This window comes from Xylophilus sp. GOD-11R, assembly GCF_033546935.1.
Classification (GTDB): Bacteria; Pseudomonadota; Gammaproteobacteria; order Burkholderiales; family Burkholderiaceae_C; genus Xylophilus.
The window spans coordinates 3583338-3605416 of record NZ_CP137854.1 but is presented as its reverse complement, the minus strand read 5'-3'; the positions used below and the strand labels follow the sequence as shown (position 1 = coordinate 3605416).

26 protein-coding genes are annotated in these 22079 nt (G+C 69.0%); 10 read left to right on the top strand and 16 right to left on the bottom strand.

Annotation, left to right across the window (positions count from 1 at the left end; genetic code table 11):
* Positions 1–9: 9 nt before the first annotated feature.
* The 9 genes from R9X41_RS16735 to R9X41_RS16695 are packed head-to-tail and all read right to left on the bottom strand — an operon-like array spanning position 10 to position 8084.
* On the bottom strand, positions 10–1215 hold the full coding sequence (locus tag R9X41_RS16735) for a cytochrome P450 (protein WP_318631572.1): 1206 nt from the start codon (positions 1213–1215) through the stop codon (positions 10–12).
* Positions 1212–2051 (bottom strand): polysaccharide deacetylase family protein, encoded by an 840-nt coding sequence (locus R9X41_RS16730; protein WP_318631571.1) that lies wholly within the window; start codon positions 2049–2051, stop codon positions 1212–1214. Before R9X41_RS16730 ends, R9X41_RS16735 begins: the two co-directional genes overlap by 4 nt.
* A 24-nt stretch (positions 2052–2075) precedes the next feature.
* Positions 2076–2834, bottom strand: a complete 759-nt coding sequence (locus R9X41_RS16725) for an SDR family NAD(P)-dependent oxidoreductase (RefSeq protein WP_318631570.1) — start codon at positions 2832–2834, stop codon at positions 2076–2078.
* Positions 2827–3591 carry an SDR family NAD(P)-dependent oxidoreductase gene (locus R9X41_RS16720; protein ID WP_318631569.1) on the bottom strand — a complete coding sequence of 255 codons (765 nt, stop codon included), beginning with the start codon at positions 3589–3591 and terminating at the stop codon, positions 2827–2829. Before R9X41_RS16720 ends, R9X41_RS16725 begins: the two co-directional genes overlap by 8 nt.
* Positions 3584–4303 carry an ABC transporter ATP-binding protein gene (locus tag R9X41_RS16715; protein ID WP_318631568.1) on the bottom strand — a complete coding sequence of 240 codons (720 nt, stop codon included), beginning with the start codon at positions 4301–4303 and terminating at the stop codon, positions 3584–3586. The genes R9X41_RS16720 and R9X41_RS16715 overlap by 8 nt, the downstream gene beginning before the upstream one ends.
* Positions 4287–5093, bottom strand: coding sequence for an ABC transporter ATP-binding protein (locus tag R9X41_RS16710; RefSeq protein WP_318631567.1), 807 nt, complete (start codon positions 5091–5093; stop codon positions 4287–4289). Before R9X41_RS16710 ends, R9X41_RS16715 begins: the two co-directional genes overlap by 17 nt.
* Positions 5090–6046, bottom strand: a complete 957-nt coding sequence (locus tag R9X41_RS16705) for a branched-chain amino acid ABC transporter permease (RefSeq protein WP_318631566.1) — start codon at positions 6044–6046, stop codon at positions 5090–5092. Before R9X41_RS16705 ends, R9X41_RS16710 begins: the two co-directional genes overlap by 4 nt.
* Positions 6043–6915 carry a branched-chain amino acid ABC transporter permease gene (locus tag R9X41_RS16700; protein WP_318631565.1) on the bottom strand — a complete coding sequence of 291 codons (873 nt, stop codon included), beginning with the start codon at positions 6913–6915 and terminating at the stop codon, positions 6043–6045. Before R9X41_RS16700 ends, R9X41_RS16705 begins: the two co-directional genes overlap by 4 nt.
* Positions 6916–6935: 20 nt before the next feature.
* Positions 6936–8084, bottom strand: a complete 1149-nt coding sequence (locus tag R9X41_RS16695; protein ID WP_318631564.1) for an ABC transporter substrate-binding protein — start codon at positions 8082–8084, stop codon at positions 6936–6938.
* A 293-nt stretch (positions 8085–8377) separates the two neighbouring features.
* On the opposite strand from R9X41_RS16695, the gene R9X41_RS16690 reads away from it, so the two are divergent.
* Together R9X41_RS16690 and R9X41_RS16685 are read left to right on the top strand one after the other, a co-directional pair.
* Positions 8378–9853 carry an amidase gene (locus R9X41_RS16690; protein WP_318631563.1) on the top strand — a complete coding sequence of 492 codons (1476 nt, stop codon included), beginning with the start codon at positions 8378–8380 and terminating at the stop codon, positions 9851–9853.
* Complete coding sequence (locus tag R9X41_RS16685) at positions 9850–11058, top strand: NAD(P)/FAD-dependent oxidoreductase (RefSeq protein ID WP_318631562.1); 1209 nt, start codon at positions 9850–9852, stop codon at positions 11056–11058. The genes R9X41_RS16690 and R9X41_RS16685 overlap by 4 nt, the downstream gene beginning before the upstream one ends.
* Here R9X41_RS16685 and mctP read toward each other — a convergent pair.
* Entirely contained in the window at positions 11042–12544 is a 1503-nt protein-coding gene (gene mctP, locus R9X41_RS16680; protein ID WP_318631561.1) for a monocarboxylate uptake permease MctP, read from the bottom strand. The genes R9X41_RS16685 and mctP overlap by 17 nt on opposite strands.
* Entirely contained in the window at positions 12541–12741 is a 201-nt protein-coding gene (locus R9X41_RS16675; protein WP_318631560.1) for a DUF3311 domain-containing protein, read from the bottom strand. Before R9X41_RS16675 ends, mctP begins: the two co-directional genes overlap by 4 nt.
* Before the next feature lie 223 nt (positions 12742–12964).
* Here R9X41_RS16675 and R9X41_RS16670 point away from each other — a divergent pair, with 223 nt between their 5' ends.
* The 7 genes from R9X41_RS16670 to R9X41_RS16640 all read left to right on the top strand — a co-directional run bounded on the left by R9X41_RS16670 (position 12965) and on the right by R9X41_RS16640 (position 18391).
* Positions 12965–13876: a protein NO VEIN domain-containing protein gene (locus tag R9X41_RS16670; protein ID WP_318631559.1), complete on the top strand. Its 912-nt coding sequence runs from the start codon at positions 12965–12967 to the stop codon at positions 13874–13876.
* A gap of 224 nt (positions 13877–14100) precedes the next feature.
* Positions 14101–14805 (top strand): hydrolase, encoded by a 705-nt coding sequence (locus tag R9X41_RS16665; protein WP_318631558.1) that lies wholly within the window; start codon positions 14101–14103, stop codon positions 14803–14805.
* Positions 14806–14880: 75 nt separating this feature from the next.
* Positions 14881–15516, top strand: a complete 636-nt coding sequence (locus R9X41_RS16660) for a glutathione S-transferase (protein ID WP_318631557.1) — start codon at positions 14881–14883, stop codon at positions 15514–15516.
* A 23-nt stretch (positions 15517–15539) separates the two neighbouring features.
* Positions 15540–16388 (top strand): oxygen-dependent tRNA uridine(34) hydroxylase TrhO, encoded by an 849-nt coding sequence (locus R9X41_RS16655; RefSeq protein WP_318631556.1) that lies wholly within the window; start codon positions 15540–15542, stop codon positions 16386–16388.
* Complete coding sequence (locus tag R9X41_RS16650; RefSeq protein ID WP_318631555.1) at positions 16385–17317, top strand: pseudouridine synthase; 933 nt, start codon at positions 16385–16387, stop codon at positions 17315–17317. Before R9X41_RS16655 ends, R9X41_RS16650 begins: the two co-directional genes overlap by 4 nt.
* 113 nt (positions 17318–17430) lie before the next feature.
* Positions 17431–18147, top strand: coding sequence for a glycosyltransferase family 2 protein (locus R9X41_RS16645; RefSeq protein WP_318631554.1), 717 nt, complete (start codon positions 17431–17433; stop codon positions 18145–18147).
* Between the two features lie 4 nt (positions 18148–18151).
* Positions 18152–18391, top strand: coding sequence for a hypothetical protein (locus tag R9X41_RS16640; RefSeq protein WP_318631553.1), 240 nt, complete (start codon positions 18152–18154; stop codon positions 18389–18391).
* A 10-nt stretch (positions 18392–18401) separates the two neighbouring features.
* Here the strand turns inward: R9X41_RS16640 and R9X41_RS16635 are convergent, their stop codons facing one another.
* The 4 genes from R9X41_RS16635 to R9X41_RS16620 all read right to left on the bottom strand — a co-directional run bounded on the left by R9X41_RS16635 (position 18402) and on the right by R9X41_RS16620 (position 21364).
* Entirely contained in the window at positions 18402–19016 is a 615-nt protein-coding gene (locus R9X41_RS16635; protein WP_318631552.1) for a class I SAM-dependent methyltransferase, read from the bottom strand.
* On the bottom strand, positions 19013–19780 hold the full coding sequence (locus tag R9X41_RS16630; RefSeq protein ID WP_318631551.1) for a PIG-L deacetylase family protein: 768 nt from the start codon (positions 19778–19780) through the stop codon (positions 19013–19015). The genes R9X41_RS16635 and R9X41_RS16630 overlap by 4 nt, the downstream gene beginning before the upstream one ends.
* The gene (locus R9X41_RS16625; protein WP_318631550.1) at positions 19768–20775 is read right to left on the bottom strand and encodes an acyl-CoA dehydrogenase family protein; all 1008 of its coding nucleotides are present in this window, start codon (positions 20773–20775) and stop codon (positions 19768–19770) included. The genes R9X41_RS16630 and R9X41_RS16625 overlap by 13 nt, the downstream gene beginning before the upstream one ends.
* 115 nt (positions 20776–20890) lie before the next feature.
* On the bottom strand, positions 20891–21364 hold the full coding sequence (locus tag R9X41_RS16620) for a CYTH domain-containing protein (RefSeq protein WP_318631549.1): 474 nt from the start codon (positions 21362–21364) through the stop codon (positions 20891–20893).
* Between the two features lie 87 nt (positions 21365–21451).
* Here R9X41_RS16620 and R9X41_RS16615 point away from each other — a divergent pair, with 87 nt between their 5' ends.
* Complete coding sequence (locus tag R9X41_RS16615; RefSeq protein WP_318631548.1) at positions 21452–21631, top strand: hypothetical protein; 180 nt, start codon at positions 21452–21454, stop codon at positions 21629–21631.
* On the opposite strand, the gene R9X41_RS16610 is transcribed toward R9X41_RS16615, so the two are convergent.
* A complete protein-coding gene (locus R9X41_RS16610) occupies positions 21628–22041 on the bottom strand; it encodes a VOC family protein (RefSeq protein WP_318631547.1) in 414 nt (137 codons plus the stop codon). The genes R9X41_RS16615 and R9X41_RS16610 overlap by 4 nt on opposite strands.
* Positions 22042–22079 lie beyond the last annotated feature (38 nt).

Genomic DNA, 22079 nt, shown 5'->3' with positions numbered 1-22079 from the left:
CGTGTTTCTTCAGGCGGGGGTGAGGCGCATCGGCAGGTGCCGCAGGCTGCGCAGGTTGTTGTTGATCTTGCGGACCGGCTCGCCGGTCAGCTCCATCGCGCCGATGTGTCTGGCCACGGCGCGCAGCACCGATTCGCCTTCGAGGCGGGCGATCATCTGGCCGATGCACATGTGCACGCCGTTGCCGAGCGCTACATGGCCGAGCGTGGAGCGGGTCATGTCGTAGCTGTCCGGACGCTCCCAGTAGTCGGGGTCGCGGTTGGCGGCGGCCAGCAGCATCAGCACCTTGCTGTCGTGGGGGATGACGGTGCCGTCGATCTCGACTTCGCGCGTGGTCTGCCGGCAGGCGCTCTGGATGGGCGTTTCCATGCGCATGGCTTCTTCCAGCGCGGGGCGGGCGAGGTCGGGGTTGGCGCGCAGCAGGGCGAGCTGCGACGGATCCATCGCCATGTACCAGAGGGCCGCGGAGATGCTGCTGCTGGTGGTGTCGAGGCCGCCGCGCAGGAAGGAGCGCACCAGCAGCGGGGCGAGATGCGGTTCGAGCTGGCCGGCGTCGGCGGCCTGGTAGATCTTCTGGCCGAAGCCTTCGGGCGTGAGGTTCTCGCGCAGCATCATCGCGTCGTGCCAGGCCCAGATGGCGTCGGCGCGTTTCTGGGTGGCTTCGTAGCGAGCGTTGCGCGGGCCTTGGGCGTCGAAGTTCAGCTCGCCGAGCAGGAACAGGTTGGCGCGGCGCTCGGGCGAGTCGCGCAGGCCGAGCGCGTCGGGGAAGGTGGTGGCGACGTAGGTCTCGGCCATGTCTTCCACGGCGTCGATGTCGCGGCGCTCCAGCAGTTCGAGCACCAGGCGCTCGGCCTCGCGCTCGAAATCCTCGCGCCAGCTCCGGATGAGCTGCGGCGACAGGATGCGCTGCAGCGCCGAACGCACCTGGGTGTGGCGCGGCGGGTCGACCTCCACGATCGGGCTGCCCGGCCGCCAGGCGTCGGGCTTGCGGATGTCGGCCAGGCCCGAGCCGCCTTCGGACGAAAAGGTCTGCCAGTCCTTGATGGCTGGTTGCACGTCGCGGTGCCGGCCCATCACGTAGATGCCGTAGCGCTTGAGATAGCCGACGGGGCCTGCGGCGCGCACTTCGGCGTGCATGGCGTAGGGCGTGTCGAGGACCTCGTCGTCGTAGGGGTCGACGTCGAGCGGCGTGGGGGCGGTCGTCGGGGCGCTCATGGCCGTGCCTCCGCTGCGCCGGCGCCCTCGCAGGCTTGCGACCAGGCCGTGGCGATCTCGGTGCCGGTGGCGAACCACACGCCGGGGAAGGTGCGGATGAAGGCGATCAGCTCGCGCAGCAAGGCGATGCGGCTCGGCCGGCCGACCACTTGCGGGTGGAAGATGATGTCGTAGAGGCCGCCCCAGCGGTAGATCTCGCGGAACTCGTCCTTGTAGACGTCGAGCATGTGCTGGTTGGTGAAGATGGCGCGCGGGTTCTTCACCGAAAACAGCGCGTAGGGCGCGTCGTCCAGGCTCCAATGCCAGGGCAGCTCGATCACGCCGGGCGAGCCGTCTTCCATGGTGTGGCGGTAGGGGTTGATGTCGTCCATCAGGGACGAGTCGTACAGGAAGTCGTGCTTCTTGAGCAGCTTGAACAGGCCGGGGCTCACCTCGCCAGCGGGCGAGCGGTAACCCTTGGGCACCACGCCCACGGTGCGCTTCAGGGCTTCGAGGCCTTTCTCGATTTCCTCGACCTCGGCGGCCGGATCGTCGCTGACCCAGCGGTGCGAATAGCTGTGGTGGCCGACCTCGTGGCCGCCTTTCAGGATCATCTCCAGCCGCTCGGTGTGGTTCTCCGCGGTCCAGCCGGGGGTGAAGAAGGTGCCCTTGACGCCGGCGTCTGCCAGGGTGTCGCAGATCTTGGGTACGCCCACCTTGGCACCGTAGCGGCCCTGGCTGAGCACGCCGGGGCGGTTGGCGTTGGCGGGGTCGCGCGAGGTCCAGAGGGTCTCGGCATCGAAATCGAAGGACAGCATCACGGCGCACCGCGCACCGTTGGGCCACTTGACGCTCATGTCGTGCATTTTTTTCCTTGGCGTTCAATCGTTGGGAAGATGGCGGGCGGCGGTATAGCCCCCGTCGGTGGGGATGACCGCGCCGGCCACGAAGGAGGCCTCGTCGGAGGCCAGGAAGCAGATGACCGCCGCCTGCTCCTCGGGCGTGCCGACCCGGCCGACCGGGGTGGGCTGCACCATCAGGCGCTGGTAGCGCTCGTTCTTCAGGAAGTCCTCGGTCATGGAAGTGGCGACCACGCCGGGCGCGACCGCGTTGACCAGAATGCCCTCGGGTGCCAGCTCGCCGGCGAGCTGCCGGGTGAAGTGCGCCACGCCGCCCTTGGCCGCGGAATACGCGGTGGTGCCGGGATAGCCGACCAGGCCGAACAGCGAGGACACGTTGACGATGCGCCCGCCCGGCCGGGTCATGTGGGCCATGACGTCGCGGGTGACGCGCAGCATGGCCGACAGGTCGATGTCGATGATGCGGTCGATGAGTTCGTCGCTCGAGAGTTCGAGCCGCTTGGAGCCGCCCACGCCGGCGTTGTTGACCAGGATGTCGATGCGACCGAATGCGGTGAGCGCGGCCTGCGCGATACGCTCGCCGGCACCGCGTTCGGCCACGCTCAGGCACAGGCCGACGCCGCCGATGGACGCGGCGAAGTCCTTCACCTCTTCCAGCAGATCGACGCAGAGCACCGAGCCGCCCTCGCTGGCGAAACGACGGGCGCAGGCCGCGCCGATGCCACGCGCGGCACCCGTGACAATGGCGACCTTGCCCTGGAAACGGGTGGGATCAGGCAACGCGGCCTCCGTCGATCGGCAGGGCCGCGCCGGTGGTGAAGCCGGCCGCGTCGCTGAGGAAATACAGCACGGCCGCCGCGATCTCGTCGGGCTCGCCGAAGCGGTTCATGGGAATGCGCGACTTCATCACCGCCGCGCGCGCCAGCTGCGCCTCGCCTTCGCCGGCCAGCGCGAAGCTCGCCTGCGACATCGGTCCGTTGATGGTGCCGGGGCAGACGCAATTGACGCGGATGTTTTCGGCCGCGTGGTTGAGCGCCAGGCTGCGGGTGAGCATGGTCACCGCGCCCTTGGAGGCCGAGTAGGCCGACAGGAAAGGCGAGCCGACCAGGCCGGCGGTGGACGAGAACAGCACGATGGAGCCTTGGCCGATCTCGCGCATCTGCGGAATGAAGGCGCGCGCCGCGAGCCACGGACCCTTGACGTTGATGGCGAAGAGGCGGTCCCACTCTTCCTCTTCCAGCTCGATCGCCGGCTTGGCCGGGCCGAGCACGCCGGCGGCCGGCACCAGGAACTCGACCGGACCGAGCTCGGTCCGGGCCAGGGCGGCGGCGCGCTCGAGGTCGGCCGCCGAGGTGGCGTCGCCCACCAGCGTGATCGAGCCGGGGCAGCCCTCGGCGGTGATCGCCAGGCCGGCCGCGTCGCGGTCGAACAGCATCATGCGGGCGCCTTCCTGCGCCAGCATGAGGGCGGTGGCGCGGCCCAGACCGCTGGCCGCGCCGGTGATGGCCGCGATGCGGCCGGTGAAACGATCAGGCATGTTCTTTTCCTCCGAGGTAGAACTCGCGCAGCTCTTCCATCGCGATGCCGTCGCCGACCTCGCGCTGGTAGGCGATGCGCCCGCCACGGATCACGTGGATGTGGTCGGCGATGTCCAGGGCCATGCCCACGTTCTGCTCCACCAGCAGAAAGGTCAGGCCGGTCTGGCGCAGCGCCAGGATGTGGTCGGCGATCTCCTCGACCACCTTGGGCGCGAGCGCGGCCGAGGGCTCGTCGAGCAGCAGCATGCTGGGCCGCGCCATCAGCGAGCGGCCGATGGAGAGCATCTGCCGCTCGCCGCCCGACAGCATGCCGGCGGGCACCTGGCGGCGCTCGCGCAGGCGCTTGAAGCGCTGGTAGACGGACTCGATGTCGTCGGCGATACCGGCCTTGTCGGCGCGCCGGTGGTAGGCGCCCATCAGCAGGTTCTCGTGCACGCTCATCGCGGCGAAGACTTCCTTGCCCTGGGGCACCAGCGAGAGGCCGAGCGTGGCGCGGTTCTCGGTGGGCACGTCGTTGATGTTGCGGCCGGCCAGCTCCACCGAGCCCTCCTGCGCGCGCACCAGGCCGACGATGGTCTTGAGCAGCGTCGACTTGCCGGTGCCGTTGCCGCCGAGCAGGGCGACCAGGCCGCCCTGGGGCACTTCCAGGCTCACCCCGTGCAGGATGCGGGTGCGGCCGTAGCCGGCCACGATGTCATTGAGCTTTAGCACGGCGATTCCATCCAGATCCGATATAGGCCTCGATCACTTTCGGGTCAGCCACCACCACCTCGGGCTCGCCCCGGGCGATGGTGTTGCCCGAGTCCAGCACCACGACGTGGTCGCAGAGTTCGCGCACCACCCGCATGTCGTGCTCGACCAGCAGGATGCTCATGCCGAACTCGTCGCGCATGCGCTGGATGAGCACCATCAGCCGGTCGACGTTGGGCGGCGACAGGCCGGCGGCGGGCTCGTCGAGCACGAAGAGCCTGGGCTCGGCGATCAGGCCGCGGGCGAGCTCCACCATGCGCTGCTGGCCGATGGACATGCCCGAGACCGGCTTGTCGGCGAAGGCTTCCAGGTCGAACCAGGCGAGCAGCTCGCGGGCGCGTTCGAGCACGCGGCGTTCCTCGGCCTGGGCCGCCTTGCGACCCAGAAAGCTGGCGAAGGCGCTGTGACGCATGCGGGTGTGGTGGGCCAGCAGCAGGTTCTCCTGCACGCTGAGCGAGCCGAACAGCCGCAGCATCTGGAAGCTGCGCGCCATGCCCAGCCGGGCGCGTTTCCAGGCGGGCAGGGCGGTGATGTCCTGGCCTGCGAAACGCATGGTGCCGGCATTGACCTGCTGCTCGCCGGTGACCATGTTGACCATGGTCGACTTGCCCGAGCCGTTGGGCCCGATCAGGCCGACGATCTCGCGCTCGCCGACGGTGAGGCTGGCGTCGTTGACCGCGACCACGCCACCGAAGCGGCGCACGATGTTGCTGGCCTGCAGCACGGGGGTGGCGGTGCCGGTGGCGCTCATCGTGCACCTCCGCGCCGCTGCCGCACGCGGCCTACGATGCCTTCGGGCACCAGGGTGATGGCCAGCACCAGCAGCACGCCGAAGATCAGCATCTTGTACTGCGCCAGGCCGCCGAGGAACTCGGGCAGCAGGGTCAGCAGCAGGGCGCCGAGCACCGGGCCCACGAAGGTGCCGCGGCCGCCGACGACCATCATCGCGACCACCGAGCAGGAGATCCAGATGGTGAAGTCGTCCGGCGTCACGCCCTGCATGACGTGGGCCGACAGCACGCCGGCCGCACCCGCCATGGCCGCCGAGATGACGAAGGCCAGCAACTTGGCGCGCATGGTGTCGAGGCCGACGGCGCCGGCCAGGGTTTCGTCGTCGCGCACGGCGATCCATTCGCGACCGATGCGCGAGCGCACCAGGCGCCAGGAGACGAACAGCACGATGGCGGTCATCACCAAGGCCAGCCAGTAGTAGCCGCGCAGGGTGGTGATGCCCAACAGCGTGTGGCCGCCGAAGCCGACCGCGCCGATGTGCGGCACCGCGATGCCGTTCTGCCCGCCGGTCACCGACACCCACTGGGTCAGCGTGAGGTAGACGATGCTCTGGAAGGCGATGGTGACGATCGCCAGGAAGTGGCCCTTGAGCCGCAACGCCGGAATGCCGAGCAGCAGGCCGAACAGGCCGGCCACGACGATGCCCGCGGGCAGGTTGATCCAGAAGCCGGTGCCGAGGTCGCGGCCCATGATGGCCGTGGTGTAGGCGCCGATGCCGTAGAAGGCGCCGTGCGAGAACGAGAACTGGCCGGCGTAGCCCGCCACCAGGTTCAGGCTCACCGTGAGCATGGTGTAGAGCAGGGCCTGCAGCAGCACGTTGGTTTCGTAGCCGCCGGCCGCGAAGGGCGCGGCCACCAGCAGGACCACCAGCGCGACCGCGCCGACCGAAAAGGCGATGACAGGTTGTTTCATGAGCGGTCCGCCTTCCGGCCGAACAGACCGTTGGGCCGCACCAGCAGCACCACGATCACGATGACGAAGCCGACGATGTCGCGCAGGCCGTTGTCGAGATAGGCCGAGGTCATCGACTCGGTGATGCCCAGCAGGATGCCGGCAGCCGCCGCGCCGCCGATCTGGCCCATGCCGCCCAGGATGACGACGGTGAAGGCCTTGAGCACTATCATGTTGCCGATCAGCGGATGCACCATGTAGACCGAGGACATCAGGAAACCGGCCACGCCCGCGAGGGCCGCTGCCACCATGAAGGTGACGATCGCCACCCGCTTGATGCGCACGCCGCACAGGCGCGCCACGGTGCCGTGCTGGGCCATGGCACGCAGGCTTCGGCCGGTCCAGGTGTAGCGCAGCACCAGGTGCAGCGCGACCAGCAGCACCGCGGTGGCGATCGGCAGCATCAGCCGCTGCAGCGGCATGAAGACCGGGCCGATCTCCACGGGAATCGCCGACAGCGAGGTCTGCAGCAGTTGCGGCTCCGGGCCGATCCAGATCAGCGCGGCGTTCTGCAGCACCACGGCCAGGCCGAAGGACGAGATGATGGAGCTCGTTGCATCGCGGTTCTTCAGGGGACCGTGCAGTATCACTTCCGCCCCCCAGCCCAGCAGGGCCGACACCACGATCACCGCCGCCACCGCCACCGGCAGCGGCACGTGGAAGACGGTGATGGCGGTGAGGCCCGCATAGGCCCCGAGCATGTAGAACTCGCCATGCGCGAAGTTGACGACGCCCAGGATGCCGAAGACCAGGGTCAGCCCGACCGCGACGAGCGCGTAGCTGCTGCCCACGACGATCCCGTTGGCCAGGTATTGGAGGAACAGATCCACAGTTGAAGTCCCGGCTCGGTTCAGGAAAGCGTGCGCTTGCCGTTCTTGACGATGGCGATGAACATCGGGAAGGTCACGCCGCCCTTGTCGTCGAAGGCGGCGGTGGTGCCGTCGGGGCCTTGCACCAGCGGGAAGTCCTTCATGCCGCCCTTGATCATTTGCTGGATGGCGGCGCTGTCCGGGCGGCCGACGCGGCGCATCGCCTCGATGCCGATGGAGGTGGAGTCGAAGCCCAGCGAGTTGAGCGTGCCGGCTTCGTGCTTGTAGACCGCCTTGAAGCGTTCGCCGAAGGCCCGGCCGACCTTGTTGGGCGTGGTCGCCTCGTACAGCGTGGCCACGGCGAAGCCTTCGGAAGCGGGGCCTGCCAGCTTGATGAAGTCGTCGGAGAGCATGGAGCCCGAGCCGATGAACTGGGCCCGCAGGCCGACTTCTGCGGCCTGGCGCACGATGGTCGCGCCGTCGCCGGCCCAGCCCGCCACATAGACCACGTCCGGGCGCAGGGTGCGCAGGCGGGTCAGCAGGGTGGAGAAGTCCTTCTCGCCGGCGTTGAAACCTTCGCGGGCGACGATGGTGCTGCCTTCCTTGGGCACGATGGCCGCGGCCTGGTCGGCCAGGGTCACGCCATAGTTGGTGAGGTCGTGAATGATCGCGACCTTCTTGCCGTGGAATTGGTGGACGATGGCCTTGGCGGTGTCGGCGCCCTGGCCGTTGCTGTCGGTCCAGGGGCGGAAGAACCACGGGTCGCCGACGGTGTTGGCGTCGGTGCCGGCCACGGCGGTGGAGCCGCCGGAGATCATCGCCACCTTGTATTCGCGTGCCACCTTGGTCGCGGCTACGCACACGGCGGTGGGGTAGGTGCCGATGATGAACGGCACCTTGTCGCGCTCGATCAGCTTGCGCACCGCGTTCACGCCCTTGGTGGCGTTGCCTTCGTCGTCTTCCAGCACCAGTTCGATCTTGCGGCCGAACACACCACCGCGCGCATTGGCCTCGGCCACCGCGAACTCATAGCCCTTGCGCACCTGCGCGCCCTCGATGGCGGCCGGACCGGAAAGCGGCAGCATGCCGCCGATCTTGATGGGCGAGGTGTCCTGCGCCCGCACGACGGCGGGTGCGGCGACGCTGGCTCCGATGACGCTGAGCATCTGGCGACGGGAAAACGTGGACATAAAAGCTCCGAACGGGTTGGGTTAAACGTATTGCTGTCAGATACGACTAAATTTATTATGAAACGTCATCCGGCGGTGTCAAGCTTCTTTTCATGGGCACGAAAACGTGCGTGCATGCCCTTTTTTGGGTTGAAAAAAGAAGTTGATTCCTCTTTTGACAGCCTTCTTAAAAACGTCGATCATATTTTTAAGGGAAACGTTCGAATCGCTCTGCGATACGATACGGTTCAAGCATTTCGCATGCCACGGTGGCCGGAAGTCGGCGCCGACGGCATCTCTCCATCACCCAACTCATGCAGGGAAATCGCTTCATGCGGGACGACGAATACCTGGGCCTCGACGGGCTCGCTCTGGCCGGACTGCTGCGCAGCGGCGACGTCAGCTCTTCGGAGCTGATGGCCATCGCCATCGGCCTGGCGCGCACCCGGGGTGCCGCGCTCAACGCCATCCGCTACGAGCGCTACGACGAAAGCCAGGCACTGGCGGACGACTGGAGGCCGCGCGGCGCGTTCGGCGGCATTCCGTTCCTGCTCAAGGACTCGGGCCTGGCCTCGCTGCGCTTTCCGTCGAGCAACGGCTCGCGGCTTTTCGCCGACGCCCGCGCCGCGCAGGACGCCACGCTGATCGGCCGCTTCGACCAGCTGGGCTTCATCCCCTTCGCGCGCACCACCGTGCCCGAACTGTGCATGGCCCCGACCACCGAAGCGGTGCAGAACGGCGGCGCCACGCTCAATCCCTGGGACCGCACCCGCTCACCCGGCGGCTCCAGCGGTGGCGCGGCGGCGGCGGTGGCCGCCGGCATCGTGCCGATCGCGCACGGCAGCGACGGCGGCGGCTCCATCCGCATTCCCGCGGCCTGCTGCGGCCTGTTCGGCCTCAAGCCGACGCGTGGCCTGGTGCCCATGGGCCCGATCAAGGGCGAGGGCTGGGGCGGCCTGGCCTGCGACGGCGTGCTGAGCCGCACGGTGCGCGACAGCGCCGCCGCCATGGACGGCATCGGCGGCTGGGAAGACGGCTCGCCTTATGCCGCGCCGACCGGTGCCGGCACCTACCTGAACGCGATCACCGAGCGACCGTCCAGACGCATGCGGGTGCTGGTGTGGCGCACCGCCTTCGAGAACATGCCGGTGGCCGCCGAATGCCTGGCCGCCGTCGAGAAGGCGGCCGCGCTCTGCCGTGCGCTGGGTCACGAGGTGATCGACGCGTCGCCGCCGCCGCTCGACTACCGCGCCTTCGTGCAGGCGCACATCACGGTGCTGGCGACCAACATCGTGCTGGCCTCGAACGCCCGGCTCAAGGTGCTGGGCCGCGCCTTCCAGGACGGCGACCTGGAGCCGGCGATGGCCGACGGCTATCGCGTCGGGCAGACGCTCGGTGCCGGCGACTACGCCGCCGCGATCCAGCAGTTCCACACCGTCGGCCGGGTCATGCAGGGCGCGCTTTCCGGTGCCGACCTGGTGCTCACGCCAACGCTCACGCAACTGCCCGCCGAGCTCGGCTGGCTGCAGATGAGCGGCACGCTGCAGAGCTTCCGCGAGCGGGTCGCCACCTATGCCAACTTCCTGGCGGTGATCAACGCCTCGGGCCAGCCGGCGGCCAACGTGCCGCTCGATTGCACGCCTTCCGGCCTGCCGGTGGGCATTCAGCTGATCGGCCGCTTCGGTCGCGACGACCAGGTGATGCAGATGGCCGCCGAGCTGGAGGAAGCCGCGCCGTGGATCGGGCGTCGGCCTGCCTTCGATGCGGCGCGGCCCGCAATCGCCGCATGAAGCGCCTGGTCATCGTCGGCGCCGGGCATGCGGGCGCGCAGCTGTGCAGCGCGTTGGCGCAAGCCGGGCACGTGGGCACGGTGCAATTGGTGGGTGCGGAAGCCCACCTGCCCTATCACCGGCCGCCGCTGTCCAAGGCTTACCTGAAAGATGCCGAGCCCGCGCTGCAGCCAATCCGCAGCGAACAGAGTTATGTCGATGCGGGCGTGGAACTCTGCCTGGGCGAGGCGGTGGTGGCGGTGGACCGCACGCAGTCGGTCGCCACGCTCGCCTCCGGCCGGCGCCTGCCCTACGACCGCCTGGTGCTGGCGACCGGTACACGCGCGCGTCGGGTGCCCGGGTTGCCCGATTGCCCGGACAACCTGCATTACCTGCGCAGCGCAGCCGATGCGGCCCGGCTGCGCGGTGTCTGGAACGAAGCGCGGTCGCTGACCATCCTCGGCGGCGGCTTCATCGGCCTGGAGGTGGCCGCCACCGCCGCGCAGGCGGGCAAGACGGTCCACCTCTTCGAAGCCGCGCCACGGCTGCTGGCGCGTGCGGTGTCGCCGGAAATGGCCAACCACATCGCGCACGAAATGCGGGCGATCGGCGTGCACCTGCACCTGGGCGAGGCAGCCACCCGATTCGATCTCGAGCACGGCCGCGTCGTGGCGCTCCACGCCGCAGGCGCGACCCATGCGGTGGAAGTACTGCTTGCGGGCATCGGCGCCGAGCCCGAGACCGGCCTGGCCGAAGCCATGGGGCTGGCATGCGACAACGGCATCGTCGTCGACGCCCATATGCGCACCAGCGACGAACGTGTATTCGCCATCGGTGACTGCGTGCGTTTTCCGTACGCGCGATGGGGCCGTCCGACGCGTCTGGAATCGGTACAGAACGCCAACGACCAGGCCGCGAACCTGGCGGCCACCCTCACCGGCAACGCGGCGCCCTACGTCGCGTTGCCATGGTTCTGGTCGGACCAGGGCGTGCTGAGGCTGCAGATCGCCGGCCTCATGCCCGAACGGTCGGAACGCCTGATCCGGCCGGGAGGCAGGCCGGGTAGCTTTTCGGTGCTGCACTTCGCGCAGGGCGCGCTGAGCTGTGTCGAATCGGTCAACGCACCGGTCGACCACATGGCCGCGCGCGCGTTGCTGGCCAAGGGCATCACACCGGACCGCGAAGCGGCGGTCGATCCGCGCATACCGCTCAAGTCGCTGATATAGCCGGCCGGCCCCGCACGAAGGGCTGTGCCAGCAGTACCACGACGATGTTGACCAGCAGTGCGAACAGGCCGGTGTAGACCGCGTAGCTGTCGCCGCCCACGACGAAGGCGTGCACCGGCTTGATGCCGTCGGCGAACGCCAGGCCGGTGCCGGTGGCCAGGCCCACCAGCCAGCCGGCCAGCAGCGGGCCCGCGGTGAATCGCTTCCAGAAGAGGCCGAACACCACCGCCGGAAAGATCTGCAGGATCCAAACGCCGCCGAGCAGTTGCAGGTCAAGCGCGTACTGCGTGGGAATGAACAGGATGAACACCAGCGCACCGAACTTCACCACCAGCGACACGATCTTGGCGACCTTGGCCTCGCCCTCGTGCGAGATGCCCGGGTTGACATACGCCTTCCAGAAATTGCGGGTGAACAAATTGGACGCGCCGATCGACATCACCGCCGCCGGCACCAGCGCGCCGATGGCGATGGCGGCGAAGGCGAAGCCGGCGAACCATGCCGGGAACAGCGCGCCGAACAGCGCCGGCACCACGTCGTTGGGCGTGGCGACGGTGAGTTTGGCGGCGTGCGCCATGTAGCCGAGCAGGGCGATCAGTCCGAGCAGCACGGTGTAGGCCGGCAGGAAGACCGCGTTCTTGCGGATGGTGTCGGCGCTCTTGGCCGCGAAGATGCCGGTGAGCGTGTGCGGGTACATGAAGGCCGCCAGCGCCGAGCCCAGCGCCAGGGTGGCATAGGGCAGCATCTGCGAGGGCTTGAGCAGCAGGCCGGTGGCGCCGCCCTTGGCCGCGAAGTCGGCCTGCGCGGTCTGGAACACCGAGGCGTAGCCGCCGAGCTTCATCGGCACCAGCACCACCGCCACCAGCACCACGATGTAGATCATCAGGTCCTTCACGAAGGCGATCAGCGCCGGTGCCCGCAGGCCGGCCGAATAGGTGTAGAGCGCCAGGATGACGAAGGCGGCCGCCAGGGGAAATTCACCGGTGAGGCCCAGTGCCTTGATGACCACTTCCATGCCCACCAGCTGCAGCGCGATGTAGGGCATGGTGGCGACCACGCCGGTCACCGCCACGGCCAGTTCCAGCGGGCGGGAGTTATAGCGGCCGTAGACCACGTCGGCGGCCGTCACGTGGCCGGCGGCGCGGGCCTTTTGCCACAGCCTGGGCATGATCGCAAACACCACCGGATAGACCAGGATGGTGTAGGGCAGGGCGAAGAAGCCGTAGGCGCCAACGGCATACACCAGTGCCGGCACCGCGATGACGGTATAGGCGGTGTAGAAGTCGCCGCCCACCAGGAACCAGGTGATCCAGGCGCCGAAGCGGCGTCCGCCCAGGCCCCATTCGTCCAGGTGCTTGCCGTGGTCGCCGGGAGCGGAATCGGGATCGCGCTGCCAGCGGGCGGCGACGAACCCCATGATCGTGACCAGCGCGAAGAAGAAGACGAAGACCGCCAGCGCGGTCCAGTGGATGCCCTGGCCGTTCATCGCACCGCCTCCTCGTCTTCGACGACGTTGCGCGCGTGCTCGCTGCGGTAGACCAGCCAGGTCAGGAGGGCGGTGACGAACACCCACGCGAGCTGGTACCAGTAAAAAAAGGGAAAGCCGAACAGGGCGGGCAGTTCACGGTTGTAGAAAGGCACCCAGAGCAATCCGACGAAAGGCAGCAGCAGGAGCAGTCGCATGTCCATCCCTTATGCCCCGTAGGGGCTTTTGTCGATGTCGGCGAATGTCTCTCCGCTGCCGACCGGGCGTGTTACAGCGGGTTTACACCTAATGGGCGCCGTCACCGGCACGACGCCGCTCGATAAATTGGGTGCGGTGAAAGAAGTCGCCGACCGGTGGCCGACAATCGAGGGTCGCGGGCGCCCTGGGCGCTCCCCTCGAAACTGACTGGAATTCGCGCGGATGGAAAAGGAAATCGACCCCCAGGTACTGGCGGTGTTCAACGAAAAACGGCTGTCGGGCGAAAAGTCGACGCCGGTGGAAATCATCACCCGCATGGGCGTGTACGACGCCCGCACACAGGCATCTTCTTCAGCCTGGCTGGCCACCGGCGACACCGTCATCGCCACTGTCTGGGCCGAGTTCGTGACCGTGGCCGAAAGCGGCCGGTGGTTCTACCTGGAGTCGCTCGACACCCACCAGCGCCTCGGTGGCGGCGAACGTTCCGCCCTGCAGGTGCAGCGCGCCAAGGACCGCATCCAGTTGCTCAAGTTCTCGCTCGACGAAGAACGCCCGGTGCGCGCCGTGCTGCAGGCCAACCGCGTCCCCATCCTCACCGCCGAGTCCGACAAGGCGGCCAAGGTATCGGTGCGCGTGCCCGACGACGAGGAATGGCATGTCGCCCTGTGGGAGCCCGAGCAGCGCTACGCCGTCATGGTGCGCGGCGAGCGCGGCTGGGTGCCGACCGAAGCCGACCTGGACGCCGCGCGCACCAAGGGCATGCTGCCGCCCAACCCGGCCGACCTGGCCGATCCGAACGCCACACCGGACGACATCCAGGCCGCCGCCATCGCCTACCTGGTGAAGTACTTCAGCAGCTACGGCTACCGGGCCGAGAACGTCTCCAGCGCGCATTTCGGCTACGACCTCGAGGTGTCCGACAAGAAGGGCAAGACCCTGCTCAAGCTCTCGGTCAAGGGCCTGGGCGGCAACACCCGCAGCTTCAGCCTCACCGCCGAGGAACGCGCCCGCGCCGACGAAGGCGACCCATGGCGCCTGGCCGTGGTGACCGACGCCAACAGCCCGGCGGCGCAGCACAAGCTCTATCGCCAGAGCGACTACGAAAGCGCCCCGGGGCTCGAACTGCAGTTCTGATCCGTCAAGACGCAAAAGGCAAGGACGGGGGGCGGCGCGGGCAGGTCAGGCACCGCGATTGCCCTCTATACCAAAGGCCAATGGTGCCGACGCGCGGCCGAACCTAGGCTAGCGCCCGGTTGCCACCATGCCCGCCGCAGCGCGGGCCGCGCGGCCACACGCCCGGTCCGCAGGCCTTGCGGGCCGCTCTCTTTCGTCGTTCGCATCAGCGGAGAACTGCCACCATGTCCAACAATCCCAAGCTTGAAGTCCTGACCCCGAAGAACAGCCAGCTGATCTTCATCGATCACCAGCCGCAAATGGCCTTCGGCGTGCAGTCCATGGACCGCCAGGCCATGAAGAACAACGTCGTCGGCCTGGCCAAGGCGGCCAAGGTATTCGGCATTCCCACCACCATCACCACGGTGGAAAGCGAATCCTTCTCGGGCTACACCTACCCCGAGCTGCTCGACGTGTTCCCCGACCACAAGGTGCTGGAACGCAGTTCCATGAACTCCTGGGACGACCAGAAGGTGCGCGACAGCCTGGCCGCCAACGGCCGCAAGAAGGTCGTCGTGGCCGGCCTCTGGACCGAGGTCTGCAACACCACCTTCTCGCTGTGCGCCATGCTCGAAGGCGACTACCAGATCTACATGGTGGCCGACGCTTCCGGCGGCACCACCAAGGAAGCCCACGACTACGCCATGCAGCGCATGGTGCAGGCGGGCGTGGTGCCGGTGACCTGGCAGCAGGTGCTGCTGGAATGGCAGCGCGACTGGAAGAACCGCGAGACCTACGACGCGGTGATGGCCATCGCCAAGGAGCATTCGGGCGCCTACGGCATGGGCGTGGACTATGCCTACACCATGGTCCACAAGGCTGCACAGCGCACCTCGTCGGTCCATGAAGTGCTGGCGCCGGTGCATGCACCGGTGCGCGACTGGACCTGATCGACGCCTGATCGCCGAGCGGCCGGCCTCGGGAGGCGAGGATGGCCGCATTCGGCGTGATCGAGAATCGGTGGGATGCTGCCGACGCTCTATTCCTTTCGCCGCTGCCCCTACGCCATGCGCGCACGCCTGGCCCTGCGGGTGTCGGGCACCTCGGTCGTGCTGCGTGAAGTGGTGCTGCGCGACAAGCCCGCGGCGCTGATCGCGCTGTCGCCCAAGGCCACGGTGCCGGTGCTGCAGCTACCTGGCGGCCGCGTGCTGGAGCAGAGCCTGGACATCATGCGATGGGCCTTGTCACAGCACGATCCCGAAGGCTGGATGCAGGTCACCGAGCACGACGAGGTGCAGGCCATCGTCGCGCTGAACGACGGCCCTTTCAAGCAGGCGCTCGACCGCTACAAATACGCGCCGCGCCATCCGCAACGCCCGCCCGAACAGTGGCGCGACGAAGCCGTGGAGGCGATGCTGGCGCCGCTCGAAGCCCGGCTGGCGCGGCACCGCTGGCTGCTGCGCGACACACCGTCGCTGGCCGACATGGCCGTGCTGCCGTTCGTGCGCCAGTTCGCCGGTGTCGATGCCGACTGGTTCGCGCAGGCGCCGCTGCCGCGCCTGCGGGCCTGGCTGCACGACTGGGCCGCCTCGCCGCTGCTGGATTCGGTCATGCACAAGTACCCGGCCTGGCGTGTCGGTGACGAGGACACGCGGTTCTGAGCGCCCTGCGAAAATCGCCGCCGATGACTTCGCCGAACACCGCCGGGCTGCAGCACAGCTCCTTCTACCGATTCGTTCCCATCGCCGCGCCCGAGGCCGCCGCGGACGCGGTGCGCGTGCTGGCGCAAGGCCTGCGCGGTGCGGTCGTGCTGGCCGCCGAGGGCATCAGTGGCACGGTGGCCGGCGAGGCCGGGGCGGTGGATGCGTTCGAAGCCGCGCTGCAGTCCGACGCGCTGTTGGACGGCGCGCTGCGCGACATGGTCTTCAAGCGCAGCGGCTGCGCGCAGCAGCCCTTCGGCCGGCTCAAGGTGGGCACCAAGCCGGAGATCGTCGCGCTCGGCTTGCCCGGGCAGGAGCGCCTGCCCGCGCCCGACGAGCACGACGCCAGCCACCTGTCGCCAGTCGCGTGGCGCGAACTGATCGCCCGGCCCGACGTGGTGCTGCTCGACAACCGCAACCACTTCGAATATCGGCTCGGGCACTTCCAGGGCGCGGTCGACCCGCGGGTGCACAACTTCCGCGACTTCGTGGCCTATGTGCAGGAGCGGGCGCCGACCTGGCGCGCCGAGGGCCGGCCGGTGGCGATGTACTGCACCGGCGGCATTCGCTGCGACAAGACCGCCCCCTGGATGCGCAGCCTCGGCCTGGAGGTGTACCAGCTCGAGGGCGGCATCCTCAACTACTTCCAGAGACTGCCGGACGCCGACCGCGACTGGCTCGGCGAATGTTTCGTCTTCGACCGGCGCATCGCCTTGGATACCCGCCTGCACGAGACCGCCACCGGTGCCGCAAAGGTGTTCGATGCCGATCTGCCGGACGAAGCCTGGCGCCTGCAACGCGCGTTGCGGCTCGATCCGCAGGACGAAACATGACCCGCCCGAAGCCGGGCTGGACGCCGCCGATGCGCGACGGTGTCAGCCCCAGCCGCGTCGGCGTTGGCACCACCCGCCACGCCACGCTGCTCGACTTTCTGGTCGCACGCTTTCCCCAGGTACACGACTGGCCGCAGCGCCTGTCGCGCGGCGAGGTGCTGGGCGACGATGGCGCACCGGCAGCGGCCGAGTCGCCCTGCACGCTGGGCATGGCCTTCTGGTACTGGCGTGAGCCGCCGCCCGAGCCGCGCGTGCCCTTCGACATCGACATCCTGTTCCAGGACGAGGCGCTGGTGGTCATCGACAAGCCGCATTTTTTGCCGACCATGCCCGGCGGCCGGCACCTGGTGGAGACGGCGCTGGTGCGGCTCAAGCAGCAACTGGGCATCGCCACACTGGTTCCGATGCACCGGCTCGACCGCGAGACCGCCGGCGTGCTGGTCTTCGTCGTGCAGCCCGCCAACCGCCACGCCTACCACTGCACGTTGCGGGATCGCACGGTGCACAAGGTTTACGAGGCGGTCGCGCCCTGGCGGGCCGATCTGGCGTTGCCGCTGACCTGCCGCCACCGCATCGAGGAGCCGCCCGGCCGCAACTTCATGCAGATGCAGGTGGTGCCGGGCGAGCCCAATGCCGAGACCTTGGTCGAGCTGCTCTGCCGCCTCGGACCCGAAGGCGCCCTAGGCCATTACCGCCTGACGCCGCACACCGGCCGCAAGCACCAGCTGCGCACCCAGATGAACGCGCTGGGCCTGCCGATCGCGGGCGACCGCATCTACCCGCGCCTGCTGCCCGAGCCGCCGCCGGGCGCAGAGCCGGATTACTCGCATCCCCTGCAACTGCTGGCGCGGGAATTCGCCTTCGTCGATCCGATCACCGGCCGCGAGCGGCGCTTCGTGAGCCGGCGCAGCCTGCAGCTCGCCGGCTGATGCCGAAGACCGCAGGCGCCGCGCCTACAGCGCGCCCGCGCCGCGACCCACGATGGCGGCCGTTCGCGCCATCTACCTTTGCGCATCTCCACCACCGCAACGGAAAGCGCACCATGCTCGGCATCGTCATCCCCGCGCACAACGAACAAGACACCATCGACGACTGCCTGCATGCCGCGCGCGAGGCGGCCACGCATCCGGCGCTGCAGGGCGAGGCGGTGGAGATCGTGGTCGTGCTCGACAGCTGCACCGACGCCACCGGCGTGATCGCCGCACGGCGCGGTGCGATCTGTCTGTCGGCCGATCTGCGCAACGTGGGCGCGGCGCGCGCAGCAGGTGCCGAAGCCTTGCTGGCGCTTGGCGCGCGCTGGCTGGCGTTCACCGATGCCGACAGCTGCGTGCAGGCGGACTGGCTGGCCGAGCAGCTCGCACTGCGGGCCGACGCGGTCTGCGGCACGGTCGGCGTGGACGACTGGTCGCCGCACGGCGAACACGCCGACCTGCTGCGGGCGCATTTCGAGCTCACCTATTTCGACCGCGACGGGCATCGGCATGTGCACGGCGCCAACCTGGGTGTGGCGGCCGAGGCGTATCGGCGCGTCGGCGGCTTCCGGCCCATGGCCTGCAGCGAGGACGTGGCGTTGGTCGATGCCCTGCAGGCGGCCGGCGCCAACATCGCCTGGAGCGCCCGGCCGCGGGTGACCACCAGTGCCCGCCGGCAGGCGCGGGCGGTGGGCGGATTTGCCGACGCACTGATCGGCGCGGTGTCGCAGCGGCTGGCCGACGCATCGGCCAAGGCCTTGTCTGCCGTTGTGCCGGTCGGTGCCTGAACGGATGGACGATTCCTTCTACAACGTGCTGCAGTGGTTCGCCTTCGCCGCTTCGGTGGCGGCGGCCTGGCTGGTGGCCTCGGATGTCGAGCGCAAACGCAAGATCGGGTTCTGGGTATTCCTGGCGAGCAACGTGCTGTGGATCGGCTGGGGCCTGCATGCCCAGGCCTTGGCGTTGATGGCGCTGCAGGTCTGCCTGGCGGCGATGAACATCCGCGGCCTGCGCAAGAACCAGGAGAGCTGAGGCCGCGGCTTCAGCGGATGCGTTCGCGCTGTGCGACCGAGCGCTCGTCCGCGCTCCAGACGCGCAGCAGGAAGTCGGCCTCCTCGTGCCGCACCAGCGTGTGCAGGCCGAGCCCGTCCAAGGCGGCGTGCAGTGCGCGGGTCGGTTGGGCGCGCTCAGCGAAATCCGGTAACCAGTCGCAGGCGACCAGCGTGCCGCCGGGTGCGAGGCTGGTCCGGATCGCGTCGACCACCTGCGCCCACGAATCAGCGTCGAGGAAGTAGCCCATCTCGCTCAGCACGATCAGGTCGAAGGGCGCGGACGGGTGCGGCCAGTCGGCGGGCAGGGTCTGGCGGATCACCTCGACGTTGGTGAGCGGCGCCGTGCGCTGTCGCGCGATCTGCACGGCGTCTTCCGTGAAATCGCTCGCCAGCAAACGCGTGCAGCGGGCCGCCAGGCCCACGGTCAGCTCACCCACGCCGCAGCCGGGTTCGAAGGCGTTGGCATACGACGGCGACGGCAGCGAGGCCAGCAGCAGCTGGCGCTTGCGTTGCTCGTACCAGCGGGTGCGCACCGCGTAGGGGTCGTCGCTCGCCCGGTACAGGTCGGTGAAATAGCTGTGCTTGGCCGTAGGCGAGATGTTCATGCGAAGACGATCTCGAAGGGCCGCGACGCGCGCGCGACGGTGCTGGCGCGCAGGATCGGCGGCGCGCCGGTGGTGACGTCGGGTTCTAGCTGGCTGCGAAAGGCGGTAACGGCCTCGCGTTTGCGCCGCACCGCATCGGCGCCGAGCGGCAGGCGCAAAGCGCGCGCCCAGGGCAGGCGCGGATCGCCCGGCCTGGACCAGTGCCACGCCCATACCGGCACTTCGATCAGCTTGGCTCCGGCGCGCGATGTCGCCGTGGCGCAGGCTTCTCCGGTGGCGTCGTGGTCCGGGTGGCCGTCCAGGCGCCAGGTGCAGAAGACCACGTCGTTCGGCTGCAGCAGCGCGGCGATCTGGTCGGCGAGTTCTTCGCGCCGCGCCTGCAGGCCTCCATCGGGCAGGCCGAGCCGTATCGCCTCGTGCTGCAAACCGAGTCGGCGCAGGGCGATGCGGGTCTCGTGGCGGCGCACGCAGGCGAGTTCACTCGCGCTCCACAGGCTCGATCCGGGGTGGCTGGCATCGCCGTCGGTCACGGCGACGACGCAGATCTCGCGGCCCGCCGCGGAAAGTTCGGCCATCAGGCCGCCGACGGACAGCACCTCGTCATCCGGATGCGGCGCCACCACTACCGCGCGTGATCCGGCCGGCACCAGTGTCTGCGGATCGACGGCCGGGATCGCGTCCAGTCCGGGGGCGTGCAGCCATACGGATTCGGGGGTGCCGTCGCTGGCGTCGATGAAGCGGGTGTTCTCGTTCAGAGCGTCCATGGGCGGGCTCCTCCGCTGTCGACCGTGCCCTGCCCGAGCGCGGCCAGGTCGCGTTCGGCGTGGCTTTGCCGCAGGTAGACCGGCAGGTCGGCCACCAGCCGCGCGAAGCGGGCGTTTCGACACAGCGGCCCGGCGCCGAGCGCCCGGGTGGCGTGGCGCAGCACCGCGTCGCAGGCGGCTTCCACTACCAGGCGGGCGCGCAATGCGAGTTCTTGGGCATTGGCCTGGGGATGTGAGTCGATCGCCGCGGCGGCCTCGCGCAGCACGGCGGCGGCGCCCGACAGGGCCACGTCTATCTCGCCGAGGTGCGCCAGCCGGTGCGGGTCGCTCCGGCCGCGTGATTGTTCCATTGCCATGTCGGCGATGGCCTGCGCGCCGCCGAACCAGCAAGCCGCCACGCCGATGCCGCCCTGCCAGAAGCCGGGCCGCGCGGTGTAGTCGCCCGGGCCGCCGACCGCCTGGCCCACGGCGCGGTCGAAACACACGTTGACGCTGGCGCTGCCGGCCATGCCGACGGCCTGCCAGCCGGTGTCGGTCACCCGAACGCCAGGCTGCCGCAGCGCGACGGCGGCCAGGCAGGGTCGGCCGTCGGCGTCCCAGCCGCTGACCAGGGCGTGGTCGACGCTGGCAGCGCCCGAGCACCAGGCCTTGGTGCCGTCGATGCGCAGCCGGCCATCGTCGCCGTCGGGCCGAAATTCCAGTCGTGCATCCGGCGGCTCGGCGCACCAGGTGCCCCAGGCGCTGCCCGGTGGCACGTCGGGGCCGCCGAGCTCGGCCAGGATGGCCAGTGCATCGGTGTGGCCTTCGAAGAGCTTGACCAGGGAAAGGTCGCAGGCCGCGACGGCGGCGAGCCATCGCCAGCGGTCGAGGGTGCGGCCGGCGCCCGGAAGGGGAAGCTCATCCAGATGGGCGTCGAGCAGTCGGGAAAGCCGCAGTTCGGCGCCGTGCTGGCGCTGCAGTCGGGACAGGGTTTCGCCGGGGTTCGGATCGGGCATCGGCGTTGTCGCTTCGCGGGTCGGGTGAGGGGCCATCCAAGTTAGCGCCGCATTGCCGTGTGCTCCGTCGGCGTGCGACGGGGTGCGTTGTAGGAGCGCCGGGAGAAGGGCCCGCTCAGTCCTCTGCCGGTGTCGGCACCGTGCGGGTCTTGGCGAGCTGTGCGTTGGTGTAGCGCCGGTCGTCCGTCACCTCGGCGCCCAGCCAGGCGGGACGGGGCGGCTCGATGGCCTCACTGGCGAGTTCGACCTCGGCGATCACCAGTCCGGCGAGCGGTCCGTCGAATACGTCCACCTCGAAGTCGAAACCGTCCACCGTCACGATGTAGCGCACCTTGGTGAGCGAACCGTGGGCGCAGTGTTCGGCCAGCAACTGCTGCGCGTCGGCCAGGGGAATCTGGTATTCGAATTCGGCGCGCGACATGCCGCGTGTCGGACCCTTGAGCGTGAGCCAGCCGGTGTCGCCGGCGATGCGCACCCGCACCCACATGCCGTTGTCGGCGATATAGCCCTGGCCCATGCGCGTGCCGGCGAGGCCGGCGACGACGGAGGGGTCGCGGACCAGGAATTTGCGTTCGATCTCGACGGCCATGCAGGAAGCCCGTAGGGGAAAGGGCGGGCAGTGTAGCTTCGGCGCGGTCCTACGCTGCGGCCGGAGCGGCGAGATCATGCTCGCGCGATGAACACCTCCAGGCAAAACCCCAAACCCCACGAACTGCACGAGTCCGCCGCAGGCGAGGAAGACCCGGGCTCGGGCCTCGACTCGGCCGACTCGGCGATCCACCCGGACGGCGTGGCGCCCAGCGCCGAAGGCACCGAGCCGCGCAAGCCCGAGCCACGCCCGCCGGCGGCGGCTTAGGTCGCGTAGACGGCTTCGAGGTCGCGGAAGCCCTTGATCTCGATCGGGTTTCCGAACGGGTCGAGGAAGAACATCGTCCACTGCTCGCCCGGCTCGCCGAGGAAACGGCCTTGCGGCGCCAGCACGAAGTCGGTGCCGGCGGCGGTGAGGCGGTCGGCCATGGCCTGCCATTCGGGCAGGGCCAGGATCAGGCCGAAGTGTGGCATGGGCACCATCTTGTCGCCCACACGGCCGGTGGCGGCGGTGGAGAAGGGCTGGCCGAGGTGCAGCGAGATCTGGTGGCCGAAGAAGTCGAAGTCGACCCAGGTGTCGGTGCTGCGGCCTTCGCGGCAGCCGAGGACCTTGCCGTAGAACTCGCGTGCACGGTCGAGGTCGGTGATGTTGAAGGCGAAGTGGAAGATCGATTGCATGGGGCTGTTTTCTTTGGCGTGAATGCTGGGGAATCAGA

What these genes read in the sequence shown, in the direction of transcription:
- R9X41_RS16665 (WP_318631558.1), top strand. Translation starts at nt 14,101, where the DNA reads ATGTCCAACAATCCCAAGCTTGAAGTCCTGACCCCGAAGAACAGCCAG.
- R9X41_RS16610 (WP_318631547.1), bottom strand. Translation starts at nt 22,041, where the DNA reads ATGCAATCGATCTTCCACTTCGCCTTCAACATCACCGACCTCGACCGT.
- R9X41_RS16720 (WP_318631569.1), bottom strand. Translation starts at nt 3,591, where the DNA reads ATGCCTGATCGTTTCACCGGCCGCATCGCGGCCATCACCGGCGCGGCC.
- R9X41_RS16655 (WP_318631556.1), top strand. Translation starts at nt 15,540, where the DNA reads ATGACTTCGCCGAACACCGCCGGGCTGCAGCACAGCTCCTTCTACCGA.
- R9X41_RS16705 (WP_318631566.1), bottom strand. Translation starts at nt 6,046, where the DNA reads ATGAAACAACCTGTCATCGCCTTTTCGGTCGGCGCGGTCGCGCTGGTG.
- mctP (WP_318631561.1), bottom strand. Translation starts at nt 12,544, where the DNA reads ATGAACGGCCAGGGCATCCACTGGACCGCGCTGGCGGTCTTCGTCTTC.
- R9X41_RS16670 (WP_318631559.1), top strand. Translation starts at nt 12,965, where the DNA reads ATGGAAAAGGAAATCGACCCCCAGGTACTGGCGGTGTTCAACGAAAAA.
- R9X41_RS16630 (WP_318631551.1), bottom strand. Translation starts at nt 19,780, where the DNA reads ATGGACGCTCTGAACGAGAACACCCGCTTCATCGACGCCAGCGACGGC.
- R9X41_RS16710 (WP_318631567.1), bottom strand. Translation starts at nt 5,093, where the DNA reads ATGAGCGCCACCGGCACCGCCACCCCCGTGCTGCAGGCCAGCAACATC.
- R9X41_RS16635 (WP_318631552.1), bottom strand. Translation starts at nt 19,016, where the DNA reads ATGAACATCTCGCCTACGGCCAAGCACAGCTATTTCACCGACCTGTAC.
- R9X41_RS16615 (WP_318631548.1), top strand. Translation starts at nt 21,452, where the DNA reads ATGAACACCTCCAGGCAAAACCCCAAACCCCACGAACTGCACGAGTCC.
- R9X41_RS16685 (WP_318631562.1), top strand. Translation starts at nt 9,850, where the DNA reads ATGAAGCGCCTGGTCATCGTCGGCGCCGGGCATGCGGGCGCGCAGCTG.
- R9X41_RS16730 (WP_318631571.1), bottom strand. Translation starts at nt 2,051, where the DNA reads ATGAGCGTCAAGTGGCCCAACGGTGCGCGGTGCGCCGTGATGCTGTCC.
- R9X41_RS16645 (WP_318631554.1), top strand. Translation starts at nt 17,431, where the DNA reads ATGCTCGGCATCGTCATCCCCGCGCACAACGAACAAGACACCATCGAC.
- R9X41_RS16650 (WP_318631555.1), top strand. Translation starts at nt 16,385, where the DNA reads ATGACCCGCCCGAAGCCGGGCTGGACGCCGCCGATGCGCGACGGTGTC.
- R9X41_RS16735 (WP_318631572.1), bottom strand. Translation starts at nt 1,215, where the DNA reads ATGAGCGCCCCGACGACCGCCCCCACGCCGCTCGACGTCGACCCCTAC.
- R9X41_RS16660 (WP_318631557.1), top strand. Translation starts at nt 14,881, where the DNA reads ATGCTGCCGACGCTCTATTCCTTTCGCCGCTGCCCCTACGCCATGCGC.
- R9X41_RS16690 (WP_318631563.1), top strand. Translation starts at nt 8,378, where the DNA reads ATGCAGGGAAATCGCTTCATGCGGGACGACGAATACCTGGGCCTCGAC.
- R9X41_RS16620 (WP_318631549.1), bottom strand. Translation starts at nt 21,364, where the DNA reads ATGGCCGTCGAGATCGAACGCAAATTCCTGGTCCGCGACCCCTCCGTC.
- R9X41_RS16695 (WP_318631564.1), bottom strand. Translation starts at nt 8,084, where the DNA reads ATGTCCACGTTTTCCCGTCGCCAGATGCTCAGCGTCATCGGAGCCAGC.
- R9X41_RS16625 (WP_318631550.1), bottom strand. Translation starts at nt 20,775, where the DNA reads ATGCCCGATCCGAACCCCGGCGAAACCCTGTCCCGACTGCAGCGCCAG.
- R9X41_RS16640 (WP_318631553.1), top strand. Translation starts at nt 18,152, where the DNA reads ATGGACGATTCCTTCTACAACGTGCTGCAGTGGTTCGCCTTCGCCGCT.
- R9X41_RS16675 (WP_318631560.1), bottom strand. Translation starts at nt 12,741, where the DNA reads ATGCGACTGCTCCTGCTGCTGCCTTTCGTCGGATTGCTCTGGGTGCCT.